Origin of the sequence: Salmonella sp. GDC200615, from assembly GCF_050574145.1 — a bacterium.
In the GTDB taxonomy this organism is placed as follows: domain Bacteria; phylum Pseudomonadota; class Gammaproteobacteria; order Enterobacterales; family Enterobacteriaceae; genus Salmonella; species Salmonella enterica.
In genome coordinates, this window is sequence record NZ_CP192247.1 from 2,644,390 (window position 1) to 2,665,659 (window position 21,270).

Annotated in this window: 20 protein-coding genes; 6 read left to right on the forward strand and 14 right to left on the reverse strand. The window is 52.6% G+C overall.

Translation table 11 applies throughout. The annotated features are described in order from the left end of the window. Positions 1-6 precede the first annotated feature (6 nt). The 4 genes from ptrB to yebG form a co-directional block, all read right to left on the reverse strand. Positions 7-2,055, reverse strand: coding sequence for an oligopeptidase B (gene ptrB, locus ACQ29O_RS12835; protein WP_001746673.1), 2,049 nt, complete (start codon positions 2,053-2,055; stop codon positions 7-9). 212 nt (positions 2,056-2,267) lie between these two features. Further along, complete coding sequence (locus tag ACQ29O_RS12840) at positions 2,268-2,927, reverse strand: tellurite resistance TerB family protein (RefSeq protein WP_000024715.1); 660 nt, start codon at positions 2,925-2,927, stop codon at positions 2,268-2,270. A 93-nt stretch (positions 2,928-3,020) separates the two neighbouring features. Then, positions 3,021-3,374: a protein YebF gene (yebF, locus tag ACQ29O_RS12845; protein WP_001042123.1), complete on the reverse strand. Its 354-nt coding sequence runs from the start codon at positions 3,372-3,374 to the stop codon at positions 3,021-3,023. Between the two features lie 67 nt (positions 3,375-3,441). Next, the gene (gene yebG, locus ACQ29O_RS12850) at positions 3,442-3,732 is read right to left on the reverse strand and encodes a DNA damage-inducible protein YebG (RefSeq protein WP_000257723.1); all 291 of its coding nucleotides are present in this window, start codon (positions 3,730-3,732) and stop codon (positions 3,442-3,444) included. Between the two features lie 130 nt (positions 3,733-3,862). On the opposite strand from yebG, the gene purT reads away from it, so the two are divergent. Continuing rightward, positions 3,863-5,041 (forward strand): formate-dependent phosphoribosylglycinamide formyltransferase, encoded by a 1,179-nt coding sequence (gene purT / locus ACQ29O_RS12855; RefSeq protein WP_000173422.1) that lies wholly within the window; start codon positions 3,863-3,865, stop codon positions 5,039-5,041. Between the two features lie 99 nt (positions 5,042-5,140). Here purT and kdgA read toward each other — a convergent pair whose 3' ends face one another. From kdgA to zwf, 3 genes are all read right to left on the reverse strand, one after another. Further along, a complete protein-coding gene (kdgA, locus tag ACQ29O_RS12860; protein ID WP_000800494.1) occupies positions 5,141-5,782 on the reverse strand; it encodes a bifunctional 4-hydroxy-2-oxoglutarate aldolase/2-dehydro-3-deoxy-phosphogluconate aldolase in 642 nt (213 codons plus the stop codon). A 37-nt stretch (positions 5,783-5,819) separates the two neighbouring features. After that, positions 5,820-7,631, reverse strand: a complete 1,812-nt coding sequence (gene edd, locus ACQ29O_RS12865; RefSeq protein ID WP_001069114.1) for a phosphogluconate dehydratase — start codon at positions 7,629-7,631, stop codon at positions 5,820-5,822. A gap of 234 nt (positions 7,632-7,865) precedes the next feature. After that, positions 7,866-9,341, reverse strand: a complete 1,476-nt coding sequence (gene zwf, locus ACQ29O_RS12870; protein ID WP_000301711.1) for a glucose-6-phosphate dehydrogenase — start codon at positions 9,339-9,341, stop codon at positions 7,866-7,868. A gap of 341 nt (positions 9,342-9,682) precedes the next feature. Here zwf and ACQ29O_RS12875 point away from each other — a divergent pair, with 341 nt between their 5' ends. Further along, complete coding sequence (locus ACQ29O_RS12875) at positions 9,683-10,552, forward strand: MurR/RpiR family transcriptional regulator (protein ID WP_001056720.1); 870 nt, start codon at positions 9,683-9,685, stop codon at positions 10,550-10,552. A 123-nt stretch (positions 10,553-10,675) separates the two neighbouring features. Beyond that, positions 10,676-12,118 (forward strand): pyruvate kinase, encoded by a 1,443-nt coding sequence (gene pyk, locus ACQ29O_RS12880; RefSeq protein WP_000091156.1) that lies wholly within the window; start codon positions 10,676-10,678, stop codon positions 12,116-12,118. Positions 12,119-12,190: 72 nt separating this feature from the next. Here the strand turns inward: pyk and lpxM are convergent, their stop codons facing one another. The 3 genes from lpxM to znuA all read right to left on the reverse strand — a co-directional run bounded on the left by lpxM (position 12,191) and on the right by znuA (position 15,558). Beyond that, entirely contained in the window at positions 12,191-13,162 is a 972-nt protein-coding gene (gene lpxM, locus ACQ29O_RS12885) for a lauroyl-Kdo(2)-lipid IV(A) myristoyltransferase (protein ID WP_000448401.1), read from the reverse strand. Positions 13,163-13,278: 116 nt separating this feature from the next. Then, positions 13,279-14,598 carry a murein DD-endopeptidase MepM gene (mepM, locus tag ACQ29O_RS12890; RefSeq protein WP_001184028.1) on the reverse strand — a complete coding sequence of 440 codons (1,320 nt, stop codon included), beginning with the start codon at positions 14,596-14,598 and terminating at the stop codon, positions 13,279-13,281. 15 nt (positions 14,599-14,613) lie between these two features. Then, positions 14,614-15,558, reverse strand: a complete 945-nt coding sequence (gene znuA / locus ACQ29O_RS12895; RefSeq protein WP_000939597.1) for a zinc ABC transporter substrate-binding protein ZnuA — start codon at positions 15,556-15,558, stop codon at positions 14,614-14,616. Between the two features lie 78 nt (positions 15,559-15,636). On the opposite strand from znuA, the gene znuC reads away from it, so the two are divergent. Together znuC and znuB are read left to right on the forward strand one after the other, a co-directional pair. Next, positions 15,637-16,392, forward strand: coding sequence for a zinc ABC transporter ATP-binding protein ZnuC (gene znuC / locus ACQ29O_RS12900; RefSeq protein ID WP_000203023.1), 756 nt, complete (start codon positions 15,637-15,639; stop codon positions 16,390-16,392). Beyond that, a complete protein-coding gene (gene znuB / locus ACQ29O_RS12905) occupies positions 16,389-17,174 on the forward strand; it encodes a zinc ABC transporter permease subunit ZnuB (protein WP_000571508.1) in 786 nt (261 codons plus the stop codon). The genes znuC and znuB overlap by 4 nt, the downstream gene beginning before the upstream one ends. A gap of 78 nt (positions 17,175-17,252) precedes the next feature. Here the strand turns inward: znuB and ruvB are convergent, their stop codons facing one another. From ruvB to ACQ29O_RS12920, 3 genes are all read right to left on the reverse strand, one after another. Further along, positions 17,253-18,263 carry a Holliday junction branch migration DNA helicase RuvB gene (ruvB, locus tag ACQ29O_RS12910; protein ID WP_000568508.1) on the reverse strand — a complete coding sequence of 337 codons (1,011 nt, stop codon included), beginning with the start codon at positions 18,261-18,263 and terminating at the stop codon, positions 17,253-17,255. A gap of 8 nt (positions 18,264-18,271) precedes the next feature. After that, the gene (gene ruvA / locus ACQ29O_RS12915) at positions 18,272-18,883 is read right to left on the reverse strand and encodes a Holliday junction branch migration protein RuvA (protein ID WP_000580335.1); all 612 of its coding nucleotides are present in this window, start codon (positions 18,881-18,883) and stop codon (positions 18,272-18,274) included. 359 nt (positions 18,884-19,242) lie between these two features. Beyond that, a complete protein-coding gene (locus tag ACQ29O_RS12920; protein ID WP_001680382.1) occupies positions 19,243-19,935 on the reverse strand; it encodes a hypothetical protein in 693 nt (230 codons plus the stop codon). Between the two features lie 208 nt (positions 19,936-20,143). Between ACQ29O_RS12920 and ACQ29O_RS12925 the strand changes: the two genes are divergently transcribed. Then, on the forward strand, positions 20,144-20,743 hold the full coding sequence (locus ACQ29O_RS12925) for a YebB family permuted papain-like enzyme (protein WP_000716754.1): 600 nt from the start codon (positions 20,144-20,146) through the stop codon (positions 20,741-20,743). Between the two features lies 1 nt (position 20,744). Here ACQ29O_RS12925 and ruvC read toward each other — a convergent pair whose 3' ends face one another. Continuing rightward, positions 20,745-21,266 carry a crossover junction endodeoxyribonuclease RuvC gene (gene ruvC, locus ACQ29O_RS12930; protein ID WP_000022512.1) on the reverse strand — a complete coding sequence of 174 codons (522 nt, stop codon included), beginning with the start codon at positions 21,264-21,266 and terminating at the stop codon, positions 20,745-20,747. Between the last annotated feature and the right edge of the window lie 4 nt (positions 21,267-21,270).

Genomic DNA, 21,270 nt, shown 5'->3' on the forward strand with positions numbered 1-21,270 from the left:
GCGCGTCTATGCGCTATGTAAGGTTCCCTGCGCCAGGCCGATTAAAAAGGCGAACTCCAGCGCGACGCCTTCGTAGGATTTAAACCGCCCCGACTTACCACCGTGCCCGGAGTCCATATCCGTACATAGCAGCAGACGTTGGTCCGTTTTTAGCTCGCGTAATTTTGCCACCCACTTCGCCGGTTCCCAGTATTGCACCTGGGAATCGTGCAATCCTGTCGTCACCAGCAGGTGCGGATAGTCCTGCGCTTTGACATTGTCATAAGGACTATAGCTTTTCATATAGTCATAATACTCAATATCCTGCGGGTTCCCCCACTCTTCAAACTCTCCTGTCGTTAGTGGGATCGACTCATCCAGCATCGTGGTTAATACATCAACAAAGGGTACCTGGGCAATAACGCCGTGGAAAAGCTCGGGGCGTTCGTTGATAGCGACGCCCATTAGCATTCCGCCCGCGCTCCCGCCCATCCCGTAACACAGCGACGGCGAACCGTAACCCAGTTTTAATAAGGCATCGCAGGCATCAAGATAGTCATTAAAAGTATTCCGCTTTTTGAGGAATTTGCCATCTTCATACCACTGCTGCCCCAGCTCACCGCCGCCGCGAACGTGTACGATTGCGTAAACAAAGCCACGATCCAGCAAGCTCAGTCGGCTGCTGCTGAAGTCGGCGTCAATACTGGAACCGTAAGATCCGTAGCCGTAAACCAGAAGCGGATTTTGCCCTTTACGAAAATACTTCTGATGATAAACCAGCGATACCGGCACTTCGACGCCGTCGCGCGCGGTGATCCACAGGTGTTCGCTCTGATAACAGCCAGAATCAAACCCAGGCACTTCCGTCTGTTTAAGTACCCGTCGTTCTCCGGTATCCATATCCAGTTCAAACAAGGTATCTGGCGTCGTCATTGAAGAATAGCCGTAACGCAGCCGGGAGGTCTCAGGTTCGGGATTATAGGCAAGCCACGTCACGTAAGCCGGATCGTCAAAGGCGATGCCTATCACTTCACGGGTTTTACGGTTAATTTGCCGCAGGCTGGTAAGCCCCCGTTGACGCTCTTCGACCACTAACCAGTCGGTAAACAGGGTAAACCCTTCCAGCATAATATGCTCGCGCGGAGGGATCAGCTCTTCCCAGGCGTTTTCATTGCGCACGCGGGTACGGTACAACCCAAAGTTTTTACCGTTCCGGTTAGAACGCAGGTAAAACTTATGTTGATAGTGATCGAGACTATATTCATGGTCTTTGCGACGCGGTAAGAATGAAAACGGCTCGGCATCGGCCAGTTCCGCGTCAAGTAATAGCACTTCGCTAGTGGTGGCGCTGGCAAGATGAATCACCACATAATGCTGCGAAGTGGTTTTATGCAGGCTGACATAAAAGGTATCGTCTTTTTCTTCATATACCAGTTCATCTTGCGATGACGGAGTGCCAATCGTGTGCCGCCAAACCTGATAGGGCAGCAGCGTCTTCTTATGCTTACGCACATAGTAAAGGGTCAGGGAATCATTGGCCCAGACAAACTCAGGCGCAACGTTATCCAGCAGTTCCGGATACCAGTTACCGCTTTCGAGGTTACGAAAACGCAACCCATACTGACGACGGGATAAATAATCTTCTGCCAGCGCCATGATGGTATTATCCGGCGTAATGGCAAGCCCGCCGAGCGTATAAAATTCGCTGTGCGCGGCCCGCTGGTTCGCATCGAGCAAGGTTTCCCACACATCCCACTCTTCGCTTAACGCCGATTGTCGTTGATAGATGGCATATTCGCAGCCGGGTTCATAGATATAACGGTAGCGATAGCCATTTTTCACATACGGAGCGGAAACTTCTCTGGGCGGGATGCGATCGATAATTTCTTTTAGAATGCGGTCCTGTAACGCCTGCTGAGAGGACATGACCTTCCGGCCATACTCATTTTCCTGATGCAGGTAATCAAGGACTTCCGGCTGCGAGCGAGTGTCATCTCGCAGCCAGTAATAATTATCAATGCGCGTATCGCCATGTACGGTCATGGCATAGGGAATTCGATTGGCTTTTGGCAACATGTCGTTTTTTCTTTTGCGTTAATATTTGTTATATATCACGCGGCAAACACAGCGGCGTAGCATGGTAGTCCCGGTCGCTCACCTCGGTAAGCGCCTGAGATGTCACTGCTTCGCCGCTATCTTGCAACATGAATGACGTAAACTATCCATCCTATAAGGGTGGCAAAAGACACGCATGATGCAAGCGAAACATGTTACTTAATGGCAGGTTATCAGCCTGGAAGCGCCTGTTTTTGCTGCTGCAAGTCCTGCTCGATACCGTCCCGAACCTCCTGAGGAATTTTTAGTGCGTCTCCTAACGCATTCAGATAGCTACGTTCCATAAAGTGGTCAATATCAATGGCGGCGCAGCTCAGGAAGTAGATTTCCAGGGCTTCTTCTTCATTACGAACGCCCTGTGCCAGACGTTGTGGATCAAGCGGCTGCTCAATAGCTTTCTCGATAAACACACGCCCTTGCTCTTCCACACCTGATTCTCGCAGTTGGTGCTCAATCGCCGCGCGTTCTTTGGCATCAATATGCCCATCGCTTTTTGCAGCAAAAACCAGCGCCAGGATCAGTCGCTCAGTGCGAACATCCAGCGGCGTACTTTGGCTGCCGAATTGCGGCTCCCCCTGATGCGCAGCGCGTACTTTATCTTTGTACTTATTCCACAATACGGAACCCGCCACCGCGCCGCCGCCCACCAGCAAAGCGCCAGTACCGTATTTAGTTAATAATTTGCGCGAAGACTTATTGGCGACCAACAGTCCAGCCAGACCGCCCAGCGCGCCGGGAACCAGCAGTTTATTTAACCCCTGTTCACCGGAAGACGATGCGGAAGCGCCTTTTTGCCCAAGAAGTGATTGTAATTGGTTCAACCAGTTAGCCATAGTACCCCTCAAATACAGACCAATAATGGTCAAGCGTACCTGAGGGGATGTCAGGAATTGTCTGTTCCGGCAAAAGAAGCGCAAATTACGCTGCTAGCGGGGCTTATATTCCGCCTTGCCGGCTTTGCAATCAACGATGACCTGATAATGAATATCGGCACTTTTACCGCGAACAGTTAGCGGAACTGTCCATTTATCATTTTGACCTACAACGTCCTGCACATTAACCCACGCGACCGGGTCAGCCTGCCCGACCTTTTTTTGGTCGTCGGCCCACCGCACGATACGATTTTGCTGGTAGTCGCGCTTCACGCTTGCCGCAATCCCGGCGGCATCCAGCCCTTCACACTGCGGAAACTTAACCGATTTACTCTCGGTGGATGCCGCAAATGCCGATACGCTGGCGGATAACAGCAGCAGGCTCAACAACGCTCCTCTTTTATTCATACTTTTCTCCTTAGCACAATGATTCAGGAAAAGCATGGTACAAAACGCCGGGAGCGCAAGTACGGGTTCAGGCGGCTTGCTTTTTCGTTTTACTCGCGGCGTCCTTTTCAACCGCCTGCGGAGAAGGCAACTTACCGGTTTTGAGGATAGTGCTTAACACCTCTTTATGTTCCGCCAGCCACAGCGACAACGCTTCGCGCTGCCCATCTTCCAGCACGACTGGCGACTGCTCAAGCCAGGTATCAAGAAGATCGGCAGTATCGAGCATTTTGTCCCAGGCGTCGGCTTCCTTTTTACTGGTAAATGACATCTTCTCCTCACCCTCGCGAATGACTACGTATTTAACTTCAACCGCCATTTTGCAGCCCCTTATTTACCTGTGTTTATATACAGTATATTGCAAGACAGCAAGAAAAGCAATCTATTCGAAAAGACATACGCAAACGTTTTCGTATATACTGCGCGCAGGTAAATAAGGGGACAGAAATATGACGCTATTAGGCACTGCGCTGCGTCCGGCAGCAACGCGGGTGATGTTATTAGGGGCAGGTGAATTGGGAAAAGAAGTGGCGATTGAATGCCAACGCCTGGGGATCGAGGTTATCGCCGTCGATCGCTATCCTGATGCTCCCGCCATGCATGTGGCTCACCGTTCACACGTCATTAATATGCTGGACGGCGAGGCGCTACGTCATGTGATTACAGAGGAAAAACCGCATTATATCGTGCCGGAAATAGAAGCGATCGCCACCGATACGCTGCGTGAGCTGGAGGACGAAGGGCTGAATGTCGTGCCTTGCGCCCGTACAACGCAGCTCACGATGAACCGCGAAGGGATCCGTCGCCTGGCCGCAGAAGAATTAGGTCTGCCGACATCGACGTATCGCTTTGCCGACAGTGAGGCCAGTTTTCATGATGCGGTAGCCGCAGTGGGTTTTCCTTGCATCGTCAAACCGGTCATGAGCTCTTCCGGCAAAGGCCAGAGCTTTATCCGCTCGGCCGAACAGCTCACGCAGGCATGGGAGTATGCTCAACAGGGCGGACGCGCTGGCGCGGGTCGCGTGATTGTGGAAGGCGTGGTTAAATTTGATTTTGAAATTACGCTGCTCACCGTTAGCGCCGTCGATGGCGTGCATTTCTGCGCGCCAGTCGGTCATCGTCAGCAAGATGGCGACTATCGCGAATCCTGGCAGCCACAGCAGATGAGCGAACTGGCGCTGAAGCGGGCGCAAGAGATTGCGCGTCATGTGGTACTGGCGTTAGGCGGGCATGGCCTGTTCGGCGTTGAACTCTTCGTCTGTGGCGATGAAGTCATTTTCAGCGAAGTCTCCCCTCGCCCGCACGATACCGGAATGGTGACGTTGATTTCTCAGGATCTTTCTGAGTTTGCGCTGCATGTGCGCGCCTTTCTGGGAATGCCCATAGGCGATATTCGCCAGTATGGTCCCGCTGCCTCGGCCGTGATTCTGCCGCAGCTTACCAGTCAAAATGTGACGTTTGATAATGTACACACGGCGGTAGGGGCCGGAGTGCAGGTACGGCTGTTTGGTAAGCCTGAGATCGACGGCAGCCGTCGTCTTGGTGTAGCGTTAGCGACAGGTGAAAACGTTGAAGAAGCGGTGATAAGAGCGAAAAAGGCCGCCAGCCGCGTGACGGTAAAAGGCTAATGCGCCATCGCCTGATGGCGACGTTAGCGCATTTTTATCAGACCTGCCTGATCGCCACTCGTAAGCCCGATAAGCAAGCGCCATCGGGCATTTAACGGCTTACTGTTTCGCGCCTTCTACCGCTTCGCGCGCCAGTTTGGTGATGCGATCGTAATCACCCGCTTCCAGCGCGTCGGCCGGCACCAGCCAGGAACCGCCGATGCACAACACGCTTTTCAGCGCCAGATAGTCACGATAGTTTGCCGGAGAGATGCCGCCGGTTGGGCAGAAACGTACCTGAGAGAACGGACCGGCAATCGCCTGCAACGCTTTAGTGCCGCCATTCGCTTCCGCCGGGAAGAATTTGAACTCTTTCAGACCATAGTCCATGCCCAACATCAGTTCAGAAACGGTGCTAATACCGGGAATCAATGGGATAGTGCCTGCCGTCGCGGCTTTCAGCAGTGGCTCAGTCAGTCCCGGGCTAATCGCAAACTGCGCGCCCGCTTCCGTCACCTCCGCCAACTGCTGCGGATTGAGAACGGTTCCGGCGCCGACAATCGCTTCCGGCACGTCTTTAGCGATAGCGCGAATAGCATCCATCGCGCAGGCCGTACGTAAAGTCACTTCCAGAACGCGAACGCCCCCGGCCACCAGCGCTTTAGCCATCGGCACCGCGTGCTCCAGTTTATTGACTACAATGACCGGGACAACCGGGCCGGTGGTCAGGATTGCTTCTGCACTTGTTTTCCAGTTTTTCATCGGAATTCTTCTCTCGCCTGATTACTAGTGTGTCATCTTAAAAAGTGATACAGGTTGCGCCCTGCTCCGCACCCGACAGCTTTTCGCGCAGCGCGCCAAACAACTCACGCCCCGTTCCGACGCGCGACGCGCTCAGGTCCGGAATATGAGGCTGACGAGCGGCAAGTTCCGCCTCGTCGACCAGCAGAGTTAACTCACCTGTCTGCCCATTCACGCGAATGATGTCGCCATCGCGCACTTTTGCCAGTAAGCCGCCATCGTAGGCTTCCGGCGTTACGTGGATAGCTGAAGGCACTTTACCCGAAGCGCCTGAAAGTCGTCCATCAGTAACTAACGCGATTTTGAAACGGCGGTCCAATAATACACCAAGTGGCGGCATGAGTTTATGTAATTCTGGCATTCCATTCGCTTTTGGTCCCTGATGACGCACGACAACGACACAATCCCGATCAAGCAGACCCGCGTCAAACGCAGGCAGCACATCATGCTGACTTTCAAATACCATGGCAGGCGCTTCAATGATCTGGTTTTCAACCGGTACCGCAGACGTCTTCATTACTGCGCGCCCCAGATTACCGCTTAGCACCTTAGTGCCGCCGTGAGGAGAGAACGGCTTATCAAAAGAGGCAATGACATCGTTATCCAGTGACCTTTCCGCGCCTTCACGCCAGTCCAGCTCGCTGTTGTTGAGCCAGGGCTCCAGCGTATAGCGTTTCAGGCCGAAGCCTGCGACAGTGTTAACGTCTTCGTGCAGCAATCCGGCATTGAGCAGCTCACGCATCAATACCGGTACGCCGCCCGCCGCCTGGAAGTGGTTAATGTCCGCCGGACCGTTCGGGTACAGACGCGCCATCAACGGAACCACTTCCGACAAATCCGAGAAGTCATCCCAGTTGATCAGAATGCCCGCCGCGCGCGCCATTGCAACCAGATGCATGGTGTGGTTGGTGGAGCCGCCGGTAGCCAGCAGCGCGACAATGCCGTTCACCACGACTTTTTCGTCGATCATTTTACCGAGCGGCATCCACGTATTGCCGTTGCCGGTAAGACGTGTTACCTGACGTGCGGCAGCGGCAGTCAATGCCTCGCGCAGCGGCGCATCCGGATGCACAAACGAAGAACCCGGCAACTGCATTCCCATAAACTCCACCACCATCTGGTTGGTGTTGGCGGTGCCGTAAAATGTACAGGTGCCCGGCGCATGGTAAGAGGCGGCTTCCGACTCCAGCAGCGCCATTCTGTCTACTTTTCCTTCCGCATATAGCTGACGAATACGGACTTTTTCTTTATTCGGCAGGCCGCTCGCCATCGGGCCTGACGGAACAAAAATCGCGGGTAAATGACCAAAAGAGAGCGCGGCCATCGCCAGCCCCGGAACGATTTTGTCGCATACGCCGAGGAATAACGCGCCGTCAAACATATTGTGAGAGAGGCCTACTGCTGCCGACATCGCTATCACTTCGCGGCTGAGTAATGACAACTCCATGCCATCCTGCCCTTGCGTAACGCCATCGCACATTGCCGGTACGCCGCCTGCGACCTGACCTACCGCATTCACGGAATGCAGGGCCTGACGAATAATCTGCGGATAATGTTCATACGGTTGATGCGCAGAGAGCATGTCATTGTAGGAGGTAATAATGGCGATATTATTGCGCAACATACTTTTCAGCGAGGCTTTGTCCTCTGGCTGACAGGCGGCGAAGCCATGCGCCAGGTTGCCGCAGGCCAGTTGAGATCGGTGGACCGTGGCGGTTTTCGCCTGCTCAATGCGGGCAAGATAGGCTTCTCGGGTCTGCTGCGAGCGTTCGACAATACGCTGTGTTACGCGTAACAAATTAGGATTCATAGAGGCTCCTGAAATTTATCTGTCCGGCTACCGGGTTTACCATGCGTTTCATCAATGTGGAAAGACAGTGAAATACATGATGTCCGGGGATAATGGGGCAAAATCGTTTCGGGCAGTGTAATAAAAAAAGCCTCGCAGGTGAATCCACACGAGGCTTAAAAGTGCAAAAATGATTCTACAATCTGTGTTAGATCATGTTACCGGTAAAATACCACCTAAGAGTGAGTGGCAAATTTACTCAAACTCATTCCACGAACGACCGTCACGGGTAATCATCGCCACGGACGCTACCGGTCCCCAGGTGCCCGCCTGATACGGCTTCGGCGCGTCGTTGTCCATCGCCCATGCTTCGGTAATGGAGTCCACCCACTTCCAGGCTTCTTCCACTTCGTCACGGCGGACAAACAGCGCCTGAATGCCACGCATCGTTTCCAGCAGCAGGCGCTCATATGCATCCGCCAGGTGCGTCTGATTAAAGGTCTCGGAGTAGCTCAGATCAAGCTTCGTGATCTGCAGATTATGCTTATGATCCAGCCCCGGTACTTTGTTAAGCACCTGAATATCTACGCCTTCATCCGGCTGCAGGCGAATCGTCAATTTGTTCTGCGGCAGGTCTTGCCAGGACTCTTTAAAGAGATTCAGTTCAGGCGTCTTGAAATAAACCACGACTTCAGAGCACTTGGTTGGCAGACGCTTGCCGGTGCGCAGATAGAATGGCACGCCCGCCCAACGCCAGTTATCGATGTCGACGCGGATCGCGACGAAAGTTTCGGTGTTGCTGCTTTTATTCGCGCCCTCTTCTTCCAGATAGCCCGGCACCTTTTGACCCTGCGCAAAGCCCGCGGTGTATTGACCACGAACCGTTTTTTCACGCACGTTGGAGCGATCAATACGGCGCAACGATTTCAACACTTTGACTTTTTCATCGCGAATACTGTCGGCGCTCAGGTCAGACGGCGGTGACATGGCAATCATGCAGAGAATTTGCAGCAAGTGGTTCTGGATCATATCGCGCATCTGACCGGCCTGGTCAAAATATCCCCAGCGCCCTTCAATCCCCACCTCTTCCGCTACGGTAATCTCAACGTGATCGATAGTGCGGTTATCCCAGTTATTAACGAATAACGAGTTGGCAAAACGCAGCGCCAGCAGGTTGAGAACCGTTTCTTTGCCCAGATAGTGGTCGATACGATACACCTGGCACTCTTCAAAGTATTCGCCGACCCGATCGTTAATCTCACGCGAGGTCGCCAGCGAAGTACCCAACGGTTTTTCCATCACGACGCGCGCCGGTTTGGCGTTGAGTTTAGCCTCTCCTAACCCTTTGCAAATAGCGCCAAAGGTGCTGGGCGGCATCGCAAAATAGTTAATGGTGGTGCGGTTTTTTTGATCCAGCATATCGCCCAGGCGACTAAACGCAGGCGTATCGTTAACGTCAAGATTACAAAAATCCAGACGGCCGCTCAGCGTATCCCACAAGCCTTCATCAATTTTTTCCTTCATGAAGGTTTCCAGCGCCTCACGCACGACGTGGGTATAAGCTTCTTTATCCCAGTCCGCGCGCCCCACCCCAATGATACGGGTATCCGGATGGATCTGGCCGGCTTTCTCAAGCTGATACAGGGAAGGCAGCAGTTTCCGGCGCGCCAGGTCGCCTTTCGCGCCGAAAATGACCAGGTCACATGCCTGGGCTGTTTGCGTTACCGCCATGTCATTCTCCTCAGTTAATCTCCTGGTACTTTAGCCAGGATATCGTTGTAATTTTATTACACAGCACTGTACTGCTTTTACGAGATTACGGAAACCGTAAACGCCTTTTCATGGGTGAACCGGCGTTTGATTGGCAATATAATCGGCAAAACGCCTAATAAAATTGTCGCTTTTCCACACAAGCTGGAACTTAAAATCCGACGTCGGTCATGTAATGAAAAAAAACGACACCTTTTTTAGCCATTTTGCCCCCTTTGACAGCCGCCAGGAGTAATATCTAACAAAACGCGCTCGGTTTCGCGCATCATTGAAATCGCTAATACCCATGAGCCTTGCTAATCATGAATATGCTGGAAAAAGTCCAGTCTCAACTGGAACATTTAAGCAAATCTGAACGAAAAGTCGCCGATGTTATTCTGGCCGCCCCAGGCAGATCGATTCACTTAAGCATTGCCATGCTGGCCCAGGAAGCTAACGTTAGCGAGCCAACGGTGAACCGTTTCTGTCGCAGCATGAATACCCGCGGCTTTCCTGATTTTAAACTGCATCTGGCGCAAAGTCTGGCAAATGGCACCCCCTATGTTAATCGCAATGTGGATGAAGATGACAGCGTCGAGGCCTATACAGGAAAAATCTTCGAGTCCGCTATGGCCAGTCTCGACCATGTTCGCCAGTCGCTGGATAAATCGGCCGTCAACCGCGCGGTCGATTTACTGACCCAGGCAAAAAAAATCGCCTTTTTTGGTCTTGGTTCCTCCGCCGCGGTCGCGCATGACGCCATGAATAAGTTTTTTCGCTTCAATGTGCCGGTGATTTACTCCGACGATATCGTGCTACAACGGATGAGCTGTATGAATTGTAGCGATGATGACGTCGTCGTGCTCATTTCGCATACTGGCAGAACCAAGAGCCTGGTGGAACTGGCGCAGTTGGCGCGGGAAAACGATGCGATGGTGATCGCCCTGACCTCCGCTGGAACGCCGCTGGCGCGCGAAGCCACGCTGGCCATTACCCTCGACGTACCGGAAGATACAGACATTTATATGCCCATGGTCTCTCGACTTGCTCAGCTGACCGTGATAGATGTGCTGGCAACGGGATTTACTTTGCGTCGCGGGGCAAAATTCAGAGATAACTTGAAGCGTGTCAAGGAAGCGCTCAAGGAATCGCGTTTTGATAAAGAATTACTCATCAAGAGTGATGACCGCTAAAAGCAATAACAATGCTCTACCCTTTTCGTCATCCGGGGACGTTCATTTTATACCGTTAAGGTTTCAGAACGACCGGATCAATGTTCACGCAACACCAAGTTGTTTTAGTCAACGGAGTATTACATGTCCAGAAGGCTTCGCAGAACCAAAATCGTTACCACGTTAGGCCCGGCAACTGACCGCGATAACAACCTTGAGAAGGTTATCGCCGCGGGCGCAAACGTAGTACGTATGAACTTCTCTCACGGCTCGCCGGAAGATCATAAAATGCGTGCTGATAAAGTCCGTGAGATTGCCGCCAAACTGGGGCGTCATGTGGCTATTTTAGGCGACCTGCAAGGGCCAAAAATTCGCGTTTCCACTTTTAAAGAAGGCAAAGTGTTCCTCAACATCGGGGACAAATTTCTGTTAGACGCTAACCTGGGTAAAGGCGAAGGCGACAAAGAAAAAGTCGGCATTGATTACAAAGGGTTGCCGGCAGACGTCGTTCCTGGCGATATCCTGCTGCTTGACGATGGTCGAGTGCAGTTGAAAGTGCTTGAAGTCCAGGGCATGAAAGTCTTTACCGAGGTCACCGTCGGCGGCCCGCTGTCTAACAATAAAGGCATTAACAAGCTCGGCGGCGGGCTTTCTGCTGAAGCGCTGACCGAAAAAGACAAAGCCGATATTCAAACCGCTGCGCTGATAGGCGTTGACTATCTGGCCGTCTCCTTCCCGCGCTGCGGCGAAGATCTGAACTACGCACGCCGCCTGGCACGCGACGCCGGCTGCGACGCGAAAATTGTGGCTAAAGTCGAACGCGCCGAAGCGGTATGCGACCAAAACGCCATGGACGATATCATTCTGGCCTCTGACGTTGTGATGGTCGCACGTGGCGACCTGGGCGTTGAAATCGGCGATCCGGAGCTGGTTGGTATCCAGAAGGCGCTGATTCGCCGTGCGCGTCAGCTAAACCGTGCAGTCATCACCGCAACGCAGATGATGGAGTCGATGATCACCAACCCGATGCCGACCCGCGCGGAAGTGATGGACGTGGCGAACGCCGTCCTGGATGGCACGGATGCAGTTATGCTGTCTGCCGAAACCGCAGCCGGTCAGTATCCTTCTGAAACCGTTGCCGCAATGGCGCGCGTCTGCCTGGGCGCAGAAAAAATCCCCAGCATCAATGTGTCTAAACACCGTCTCGACGTGCAGTTCGACAACGTTGAAGAAGCTATTGCCATGTCTGCGATGTATGCGGCAAACCATCTGAAAGGCGTTACCGCGATCATCACCATGACGGAATCCGGTCGTACCGCGCTAATGACTTCCCGTATCAGCTCCGGCCTGCCGATTTTCGCCATGTCGCGCCATGAACGCACGCTGAACCTGACCGCGCTCTACCGCGGAGTAACGCCGGTGCATTTTGACAGCGCGGCTGATGGCGTTGTCGCGGCACATGAAGCTGTTAATCTGCTGCGCGATAAAGGGTATCTGGTTTCCGGCGACCTGGTTATCGTGACCCAGGGCGATGTCATGAGCACCGTCGGTTCAACCAATACCACGCGTATCTTGACCGTGGAGTAAAACTCCCCCACGCCTGTTCATCAGGTAGTACAGGGTTTGTCAGCATAAAGCCTCTCTTACGAGAGGCTTTATTTATTTGATGGGATAAAGATCTTTACGCTTATACGGCTGAATCTCGCCTGGCTTGCGGGTTTTGAGCAGCTTCAGGATCCAGGTGTACTGTTCCGGATGCGGGCCGACAAAAATTTCGACCTCTTCGTTCATCCGTCTGGCGATAGTGTGGTCGTCAGCCGTGAGCAGATCGTCCATTGGCGGGCGAATCTGGATAGTCAGGCGATGCGTTTTACCATTATACACCGGGAAAAGCGGTATCACGCGTGCGCGGCACACTTTCATCAGCCGACCAATCGCGGGCAGCGTCGCTTTGTATGTCGCAAAGAAATCAACGAATTCACTATGCTCCGGGCCATGATCCTGGTCCGGCAGGTAGTAACCCCAGTAGCCCTGACGAACAGACTGAATAAAGGGTTTAATCCCGTCATTGCGCGCATGCAAACGTCCGCCAAAACGCCGACGCACGGTGTTCCAGATATAGTCAAAAACCGGATTACCCTGATTATGAAACATCGCCGCCATTTTTTGCCCCTGAGAGGCCATCAGCATAGCTGGAATGTCGACGCCCCAGCCATGCGGTACGAGAAAAATGACTTTTTCGTCGTTACGACGCATCTCCTCAATGATTTCCAGACCTTCCCAGTCAACACGCTGTTGAATTTTTTTCGGACCGCGCATCGCCAACTCAGCCATCATCGCCATTGCCTGTGGCGCGGTGGCGAACATCTCATCGACAATCGCTTCGCGCTCAGCTTCGCTACGCTGCGGAAAGCACAAAGACAGATTAATTAGCGCCCGGCGACGAGAACTCTTCCCCAGCCGTCCGGCAAAGCGCCCCAGCGTCGCCAGCAAAGGGTCACGGAATGATGCCGGTGTTAATGCAATCCCCGCCATTGCCGCCGCGCCCAACCAGGCGCCCCAATACTGCGGATAGCGAAAGGATTTTTCGAATTCAGGGATATACTCACTATTATTTTTTTTGGTTTCCATGCTTTTCCAGGGTCTGCTGACGCGAAAAGGAATTGTGAATAGTGTAGCGACGTCTGCGCCGCACACAAAACAAAAAAGCCGGCACACATCGCGTACCGGCTCTGTCAGCGCATTTGTTAATCGAAGCGCAGTTGTGGCAGAACCTCTTTCACCTGTGCCAGGTATTCACGACGATCTGACCCCGTCAGACCTTCCGTGCGCGGCAATTTTGCTGTTAGAGGGTTAACGGCTTGCTGGTTGATCCATACCTCATAATGCAGATGCGGCCCTGTGGAGCGCCCGGTGTTACCAGAAAGCGCAATACGATCGCCACGTTTCACTTTTTGCCCCGGTTTCACCAGCAGCTTACGCAAGTGCATATAACGTGTGGTGTAGGTGCGTCCATGACGAATCGCAATGTAGTAACCGGCAGCGCCGCTACGTTTAGCGACCACGACCTCGCCATCCCCCACCGACAGCACCGGCGTACCCTGCGGCATCGCAAAGTCAACGCCACGATGCGGCGCAACGCGTCCAGTAACCGGGTTCAGACGGCGCGGATTGAAATTGGAGGAGATGCGGAACTGTTTGGCGGTCGGGAAGCGTAAAAAGCCTTTCGCCAGGCCAACACCGTTACGGTCATAGAATTTACCGTCAGCGGCGCGAATGGCGTAGTAATCTTTACCATCGGAACGCATCCGCACGCCCAACAACTGACTCTGTTCACGCTTGCCATCCAGCATCTCGCGCGACATCAGAACCGAAAATTCATCGCCCTTTTTCAGCTTGCGAAAATCCATCTGCCACTGCATGGCTTTTATCACTGCGCTGATTTCGCTGCTGGTTAAACCTGCCTCTTTCGCGCTGGCGACAAAGCTCCCCCCTACCGTGCCTTTCAGCAGACTGTTAACCCAGTCCCCCTGCTGCATTTCACTGCTCATTTTAAAACCGTTGGCAGTGCGATCGTAGGTACGCGTTTCACGGCGGGAGACTTCCCATGTCAGACGCTGTAAATCGCCATCGGCAGTCAGTGTCCAGGAAAGCTGTTGGCCAATTTTCAGATTGCGCAGCTCCTTATCAGAAGCGGCAAGTCGGCTAATATCGCTCATATCGATGCCGTACTGATTCAGAATGCTGCTTAACGTATCGCCTGTGGAGACGACGTATTCATGGACGCCGACTTCGCCTGCGGTTTTATCGTCCAGCTCATCCTGAGGAATAGCTTCATCTTCCTGCGCGGCCTGATCGATGGGTTCGCTGGCCTCCGGTAAGAGGGAACGAATCTCGCTTTTCTCCAGTTCAATAGTTTTAACGATTGGTGCGGATTCTGGGTGGTAAACATAGGGCCGCCATACGGCGACGGCCAGTGTCAGAACGGTAAGTGACCCCAGCATAACGCGGTGGGGTCGGGGCAGATTATTAAATGCCAGGGCGACAGAGCGGGCTATCTGTTGCACGTATTCACTTCCTCGTTAATCTCCTTTCAGGCAGCTCGCATACTGGTTGGCTAATTGGCTTAAAAACGCTGAATAGCTTGTTTTACCCAGTTTAATGTTCGTCCCGAGGGGGTCCAGTGTTCCCATTCGAACGGATGTCCCTCTCGCCACGGCTTCCACGACCGCTGGCCTGAATTGTGGCTCAGCAAAAACGCAGGTTGCTTTTTGCTCAACCAACTGTGTTCTTATTTCATGTAAACGCTGCGCGCCAGGTTGTATCTCAGGGTTCACGGTAAAGTGACCGAGCGGGGTGAGTCCGTAGTGTTTTTCGTAGTAACCGTAGGCGTCATGAAAAACGAAATACCCTTTCCCCTTGAGCGGCGCGAGCTCGTTACCGACCTGTTTATCGGTTGCGGCTAATTGTGCCTCAAAATCCTTCAGGTTGGCGTCGAGTTTGGCTCGACTTTGCGGCATAAGTTCCACTAATTTTTCATGGATTGCAACCGCTGTAGCCCGCGCTATCTCTGGGGAGAGCCAAAGATGCATGTTATATTCGCCGTGATGGTGATGTACGTCACCTTTTTCCTCATCGGCGCCCGTATGCGCATGTTCATCCTCATCATCATCCGCGCCCTTCATGAGTAACGGTTTTACATCGGCAAGTTGCGCAATGGTAACCTGCTTATTATCAGGAATATTCCTGACCGACTTCTCCATAAAGGCTTCCATTTCCGGGCCAACCCAGACGACTAAGTCCGCGCCCTGTAAGCGTTTTACGTCTGATGGACGCAATGAATAATCATGCTCGGAAGCCCCATCCGGAAGTAATACTTGTGTATCCGTAACGCCATCAGCAATGGCGGAAGCGATAAACCCAAGCGGTTTAAGCGAAGCGACAACGGCGGCGTCGGCAGCCTGGGTTGCACTCCCCCAAAGCGCGGCGGATAATGCTGCGAAAAGAAGCGTATTTTTCTGTAACATAATGCGACTAATCATCGTAATGAATGTTTGAAATGTGATATTATAACATTCTATCACTTCTGCAAGCCTAAAATTAACATGACAAGTTTAGTTTCACTGGAAAACGTCTCGGTCTCATTTGGTCAACGCCGCGTCCTCTCTGACGTGTCGCTTGAATTGAGCCCCGGAAAAATTTTAACGCTTCTCGGCCCTAACGGCGCGGGGAAGTCAACGCTTGTACGCGTGGTTTTAGGACTGGTAGCCCCTGATGAAGGGGTGATCAAGCGCAACGGGCAACTCCGTATCGGCTATGTCCCGCAAAAGCTCTATCTCGATACCACGCTTCCGCTGACGGTAAACCGATTTTTACGTTTACGTCCCGGCACACAAAAAACGGATATTCTCCCGGCGCTTAAACGCGTTCAGGCCGGACATTTGATTGACGCGCCCATGCAAAAACTCTCTGGCGGTGAGACACAGCGTGTACTGCTGGCGCGTGCTCTGCTTAACAGGCCTCAGTTGCTGGTACTTGATGAGCCGACGCAAGGCGTGGATGTCAACGGCCAGGTCGCGTTATACGACCTTATCGATCAGCTGCGCCGTGAACTCGATTGCGCCGTGCTGATGGTGTCGCATGATCTACATCTGGTCATGGCAAAGACGGATGAAGTGTTATGCCTGAACCATCATATTTGCTGTTCCGGCGCGCCGGAAGTGGTGTCTATGCATCCGGAATTTATCTCTATGTTTGGCCCGCGAGGCGCGGAGCAATTAGGGATTTATCGCCATCATCATAATCATCGCCACGATTTACAGGGCCGTATTGTACTGCGCCGGGGAAATGGTCACTCATGATTGAATTATTACTGCCCGGCTGGCTGGCCGGGATGATGCTGGCCTGCGCCGCTGGTCCATTGGGCTCATTTGTGGTCTGGCGTCGGATGTCCTATTTTGGCGATACGCTGGCTCACGCGTCGCTTCTGGGCGTGGCGTTTGGCCTGTTGCTGGACGTTAACCCCTTTTATGCGGTAATCGCCGTTACGCTGCTGCTGGCCGCCGGTCTGGTATGGCTGGAGAAACGCCCTCACCTCGCGATTGATACCTTACTGGGCATTATGGCGCACAGCGCCTTATCTTTAGGACTGGTCGTGGTCAGCCTGATGTCCAACGTCCGCGTTGATTTAATGGCTTATCTGTTTGGCGATTTGCTGGCCGTCACGCCGGAAGATCTTATCTCGATCGCTATTGGGGTCGTTATTGTGCTGGCCATTCTCTTCTGGCAGTGGCGCAACTTGCTGTCAATGACTATCAGTCCGGATCTTGCCTTTGTCGATGGCGTGAAGTTACAGCGCGTGAAGCTGCTATTGATGCTGGTAACGGCGTTAACTATTGGCGTGGCGATGAAGTTTGTCGGAGCGCTGATCATTACGTCGCTGCTGATTATCCCCGCCGCAACCGCGCGTCGCTTTGCCCGTACGCCGGAGCAGATGGCGGGCGTCGCCGTTGGTGTAGGTATGATAGCGGTTACAGGTGGACTGACCTTCTCAGCCTTTTATGATACCCCGGCAGGGCCATCCGTAGTGCTGTGTGCCGCGCTGCTGTTTATCTTCAGTATGATGAAAAAGCAGGCAAGCTAAGCGTGTGTTGCCCGGTGGCGCTGCGCTTACCGGGCCTACAAAATCGCCCAGGTCTGATGAGCGCAGCGACTTCAGGCGCTAAGGCATCTCTGGCGGCGTGATCCCGAAATGGTTCCAGGCGCGCACCGTTGCCATACGCCCACGCGGCGTGCGCTGCAAAAAGCCTTGCTGAATCAGATACGGCTCCAGCACATCCTCAATGGTTTCACGCTCTTCGCCAATCGCCGCCGCCAGGTTATCCAGTCCCACCGGACCACCGAAGAATTTATCAATAACCGCCAGCAGTAGCTTGCGATCCATATAATCAAACCCTTCCGCATCGACGTTCAGCATATCCAGCGCCTGCGCGGCAATTTCCGCTGAAATAGCCCCGTCATGCTTCACCTCGGCGAAATCACGCACACGTCTGAGCAGACGGTTGGCTATACGCGGCGTACCGCGCGCCCGACGCGCCACTTCCAGCGCGCCGTCATCGCTCATCTCAAGCCCCATGTGCCTTGCGCTGCGCCCGACGATGTGCTGCAGATCGGGCACCTGGTAAAACTCCAGGCGCTGCACAATACCAAAACGGTCACGTAGCGGGGACGTTAACGACCCGGCGCGCGTCGTCGCGCCAATGAGCGTAAACGGCGGCAGATCGATCTTAATTGAACGTGCGGCAGGCCCTTCGCCAATCATAATATCCAACTGGTAATCTTCCATCGCCGGATAGAGTACCTCTTCCACCACCGGTGAAAGCCGGTGAATCTCATCAATAAACAGCACATCATGCGGTTCAAGATTGGTGAGCATAGCCGCCAGATCGCCTGCTTTTTCCAGCACCGGGCCGGACGTGGTTCGGAGATTGACGCCCATTTCATTGGCAACGATATTCGCCAGAGTCGTCTTACCTAACCCTGGCGGGCCGAAAATCAGCAAGTGATCTAATGCGTCGCCACGCCGTTTTGCCGCCTGAATAAAGATCTCCATCTGGGAGCGCACCTGCGGTTGGCCGACATATTCCGCCAATAACTTCGGGCGAATGGCGCGATCGGCGACGTCTTCTGCGATCGTGGCGCCTGCTGAAATCAGGCGATCTGCTTCTATCATCCTTTACCTCATAACGCGGCGCGTAACGCGTCGCGAATCAGTGTTTCACTGCTTGCATCCGGACGGGCGATCTTGCTTACCATCCGACTGGCTTCTTGCGGTTTATAACCCAGCGCCACCAGCGCAGCAACTGCTTCTTGTTCTGCATCTTCCGAGGTTGGGCTGGCCGGCGACGTCAATACCAGATCGACCGCTGGCGTAAAGAGATCGCCATGTAGCCCTTTAAAGCGGTCTTTCATTTCGACAATCAGCCTTTCGGCGGTTTTCTTGCCGATACCCGGCAGCTTCACCAGCGCACCCAGCTCTTCGCGCTCAACCGCATTGACGAACTGTTGCGCCGACATGCCGGAGAGGATCGCCAGCGCCAGCTTAGGCCCGACGCCATTCGTTTTAATTAGCTCTTTAAATAGCGTGCGCTCTTGCTTATTGTTAAATCCGTACAGCAACTGCGCATCTTCACGCACCACGAAGTGGGTGAAGACGATTGCCTCCTGCCCGGCCTCCGGCAGCTCGTAAAAGCAGGTCATAGGCATATGTACTTCATAGCCTACTCCCCCTGTCTCCAGCAGCACGATCGGGGGTTGTTTTTCGAGAATAATGCCTCTGAGTCTGCCTATCACATGACGCTCCTGCGTAAAGGGCTGAAAAGATAATGCACTATCATAAAAAAAGACTGGATGTTTATCCAGATGAAAAACACGTATCCCGATATTTCTCTACTCCGACAACCCGCGATGGTTAACGACGGGTACGCTCCCCGCTGCGTACAAAATAAGTCGTACACTCATTGACAACTTTTTGCGTCCTACGCGAACAACTTTTTGCCAACATGCCGTGGCGCACGTTCGGTAGTCTTCAATAATGAGTATCCTGATAACACTAATAATGTATCCAGTACGAATGCCAACAGCGGAACATCGGGCCTCCAAAAAAACAGACCCGAGAATAGATTTAATAATATTAACCACTAGCGCTGAATTTAATCGCATGTTGTTTTATCGTCGCGCGCAACAGATTTTAATTCGCCATGACACAATAAATATTGTACAAACTCATTTTTCATGCCATCGAAATTCACGGCTGGCATCCCTTCTGAATAACTATAATAAATATTCACATACTCTTCGCTACTAAAAAGTGCCTGTCGTTTTGCTGCTAACCCACGGCCTTTTGCTGCAATATACTGGAAGCAGTGGCCGCTGGCGCCACTGCTCCGCCCATCATCAACAATATATATATCGGCAGCGTTAAACAGCTGTTCCAGCCAGCACTGGCGAATCGTTCCGGCCGCACAAACCAAAAATAATGATGCGCTAATCATCCACCCGGATTTTTTTACCGATGTCATAGCCAGGAAAGCCATAAAGCACGCTGCCTGCAGGCACAAAACCAGTTCTTTATTCCCGGCAACCAAATGCCACTGGTTAAATACTAAGGTAATGAAAACTGAACTCAATGTTGCCAACAGTCTGGTCCTGAACCGCCTGGCAGGGAGAAGCAAAAATAATAATGAAATCGTCCCTGGCTTTAATAAAAAAACAACAGTATTAGCCTCTGCCATATCAATACTCAAACAATAACAAAAACTAATAAACAGATGAAAGATAATAGCAACAAAAATATAAGAAAAATAAAATACCCAACCTATTCTCATTGGTTTATCATCAACCACGTCATACTCCCTGTCAATGTGAGAGATCAGATGATGAGAAATTTACCACCTTAATCCCCCCCAAATATATTTGCGACATTAATTCCAATAAATGAAATATTCACCATACATATTTCGATGACACTAAGGCTTGTCATTTATCTGGTATAATGCTAACTACCCTGTAGAATAAATAAAAGGAATTTATTTCAAATAATGGAATGCAGAGATGAAAAAACATTATTCTGTCCAATATGAAACCGGGGATATCGTCTTTACCTGTATAGGTGCCGCGCTTTTCGGCCAGATATCCACCGCTTCACAGTGCTGGAGCAACCATGTTGGGATTATTATTGGTCATAATGGTGATGACTATCTGGTGGCGGAAAGTCGCGTCCCCCTCTCAACCGTCACCACGCTGTCACTGTTTATACAACGTTCAGCCGGACAACGTTACGCCGTTCGCCGTCTGCGCGGCGGCCTGACGGTCGAGCAGAAACTCGCCATCATGGAGCAGGTTCCCGCCCGGCTGAATAAGTTTTATCACACGGGGTTTAAATACGAGTCATCGCGCCAGTTCTGCTCGAAATTTGTGTTTGATATCTATAAAGAAGCATTGTGTATTCCGGTAGGCGATATTGAGACATTCGAAGAATTACTTCACAGCAATCCTGATGCGAAACTCACCTTCTGGAAATTCTGGTTTTTAGGTTCAATCCCGTGGGATCGTAAGACGGTGACGCCCGCCAGCCTGTGGCATCATCCCAATTTAGAATTAATTAGCGCCTGTGGAATTGAAACCCCTCAACGCGAGGCTGAGGGAGAATGATTTAGCGCAACCTTCCCCGCGCCAGATTGAGTCGGCTCTCGCTCATTTGCATCGCGTTCTGGCTAACATGGCAATGCGTAATGGCGATAGCCAGCGCATCTGCGGCGTCTGCCTGCGGGTTAGCGGGCAGTTTGAGCAACGTGCGCACCATATGCTGTACCTGGCTTTTTTCCGCGCTACCAATACCGACGACGGTTTGCTTCACCTGACGCGCCGCGTATTCAAACACGGGCAGTTCCTGATTGACCGCGGCGACAATCGCGACGCCGCGCGCCTGTCCCAGCTTGAGGGCTGAATCGGCGTTCTTCTCCATAAACACCTGTTCGATAGCAAAATAGTCCGGCTGGAACTGCGTGATGATTTCCGTCACGCCTGCGTATATGAGCTTCAAACGAGACGGCAAATCATCGACTTTGGTGCGAATACATCCGCTGCCCAGATAGGTCAGTTGTCTGCCTACCTGGCGGATAACGCCATAACCGGTAATGCGCGAGCCGGGGTCAATACCGAGAATAATCGACACGCTA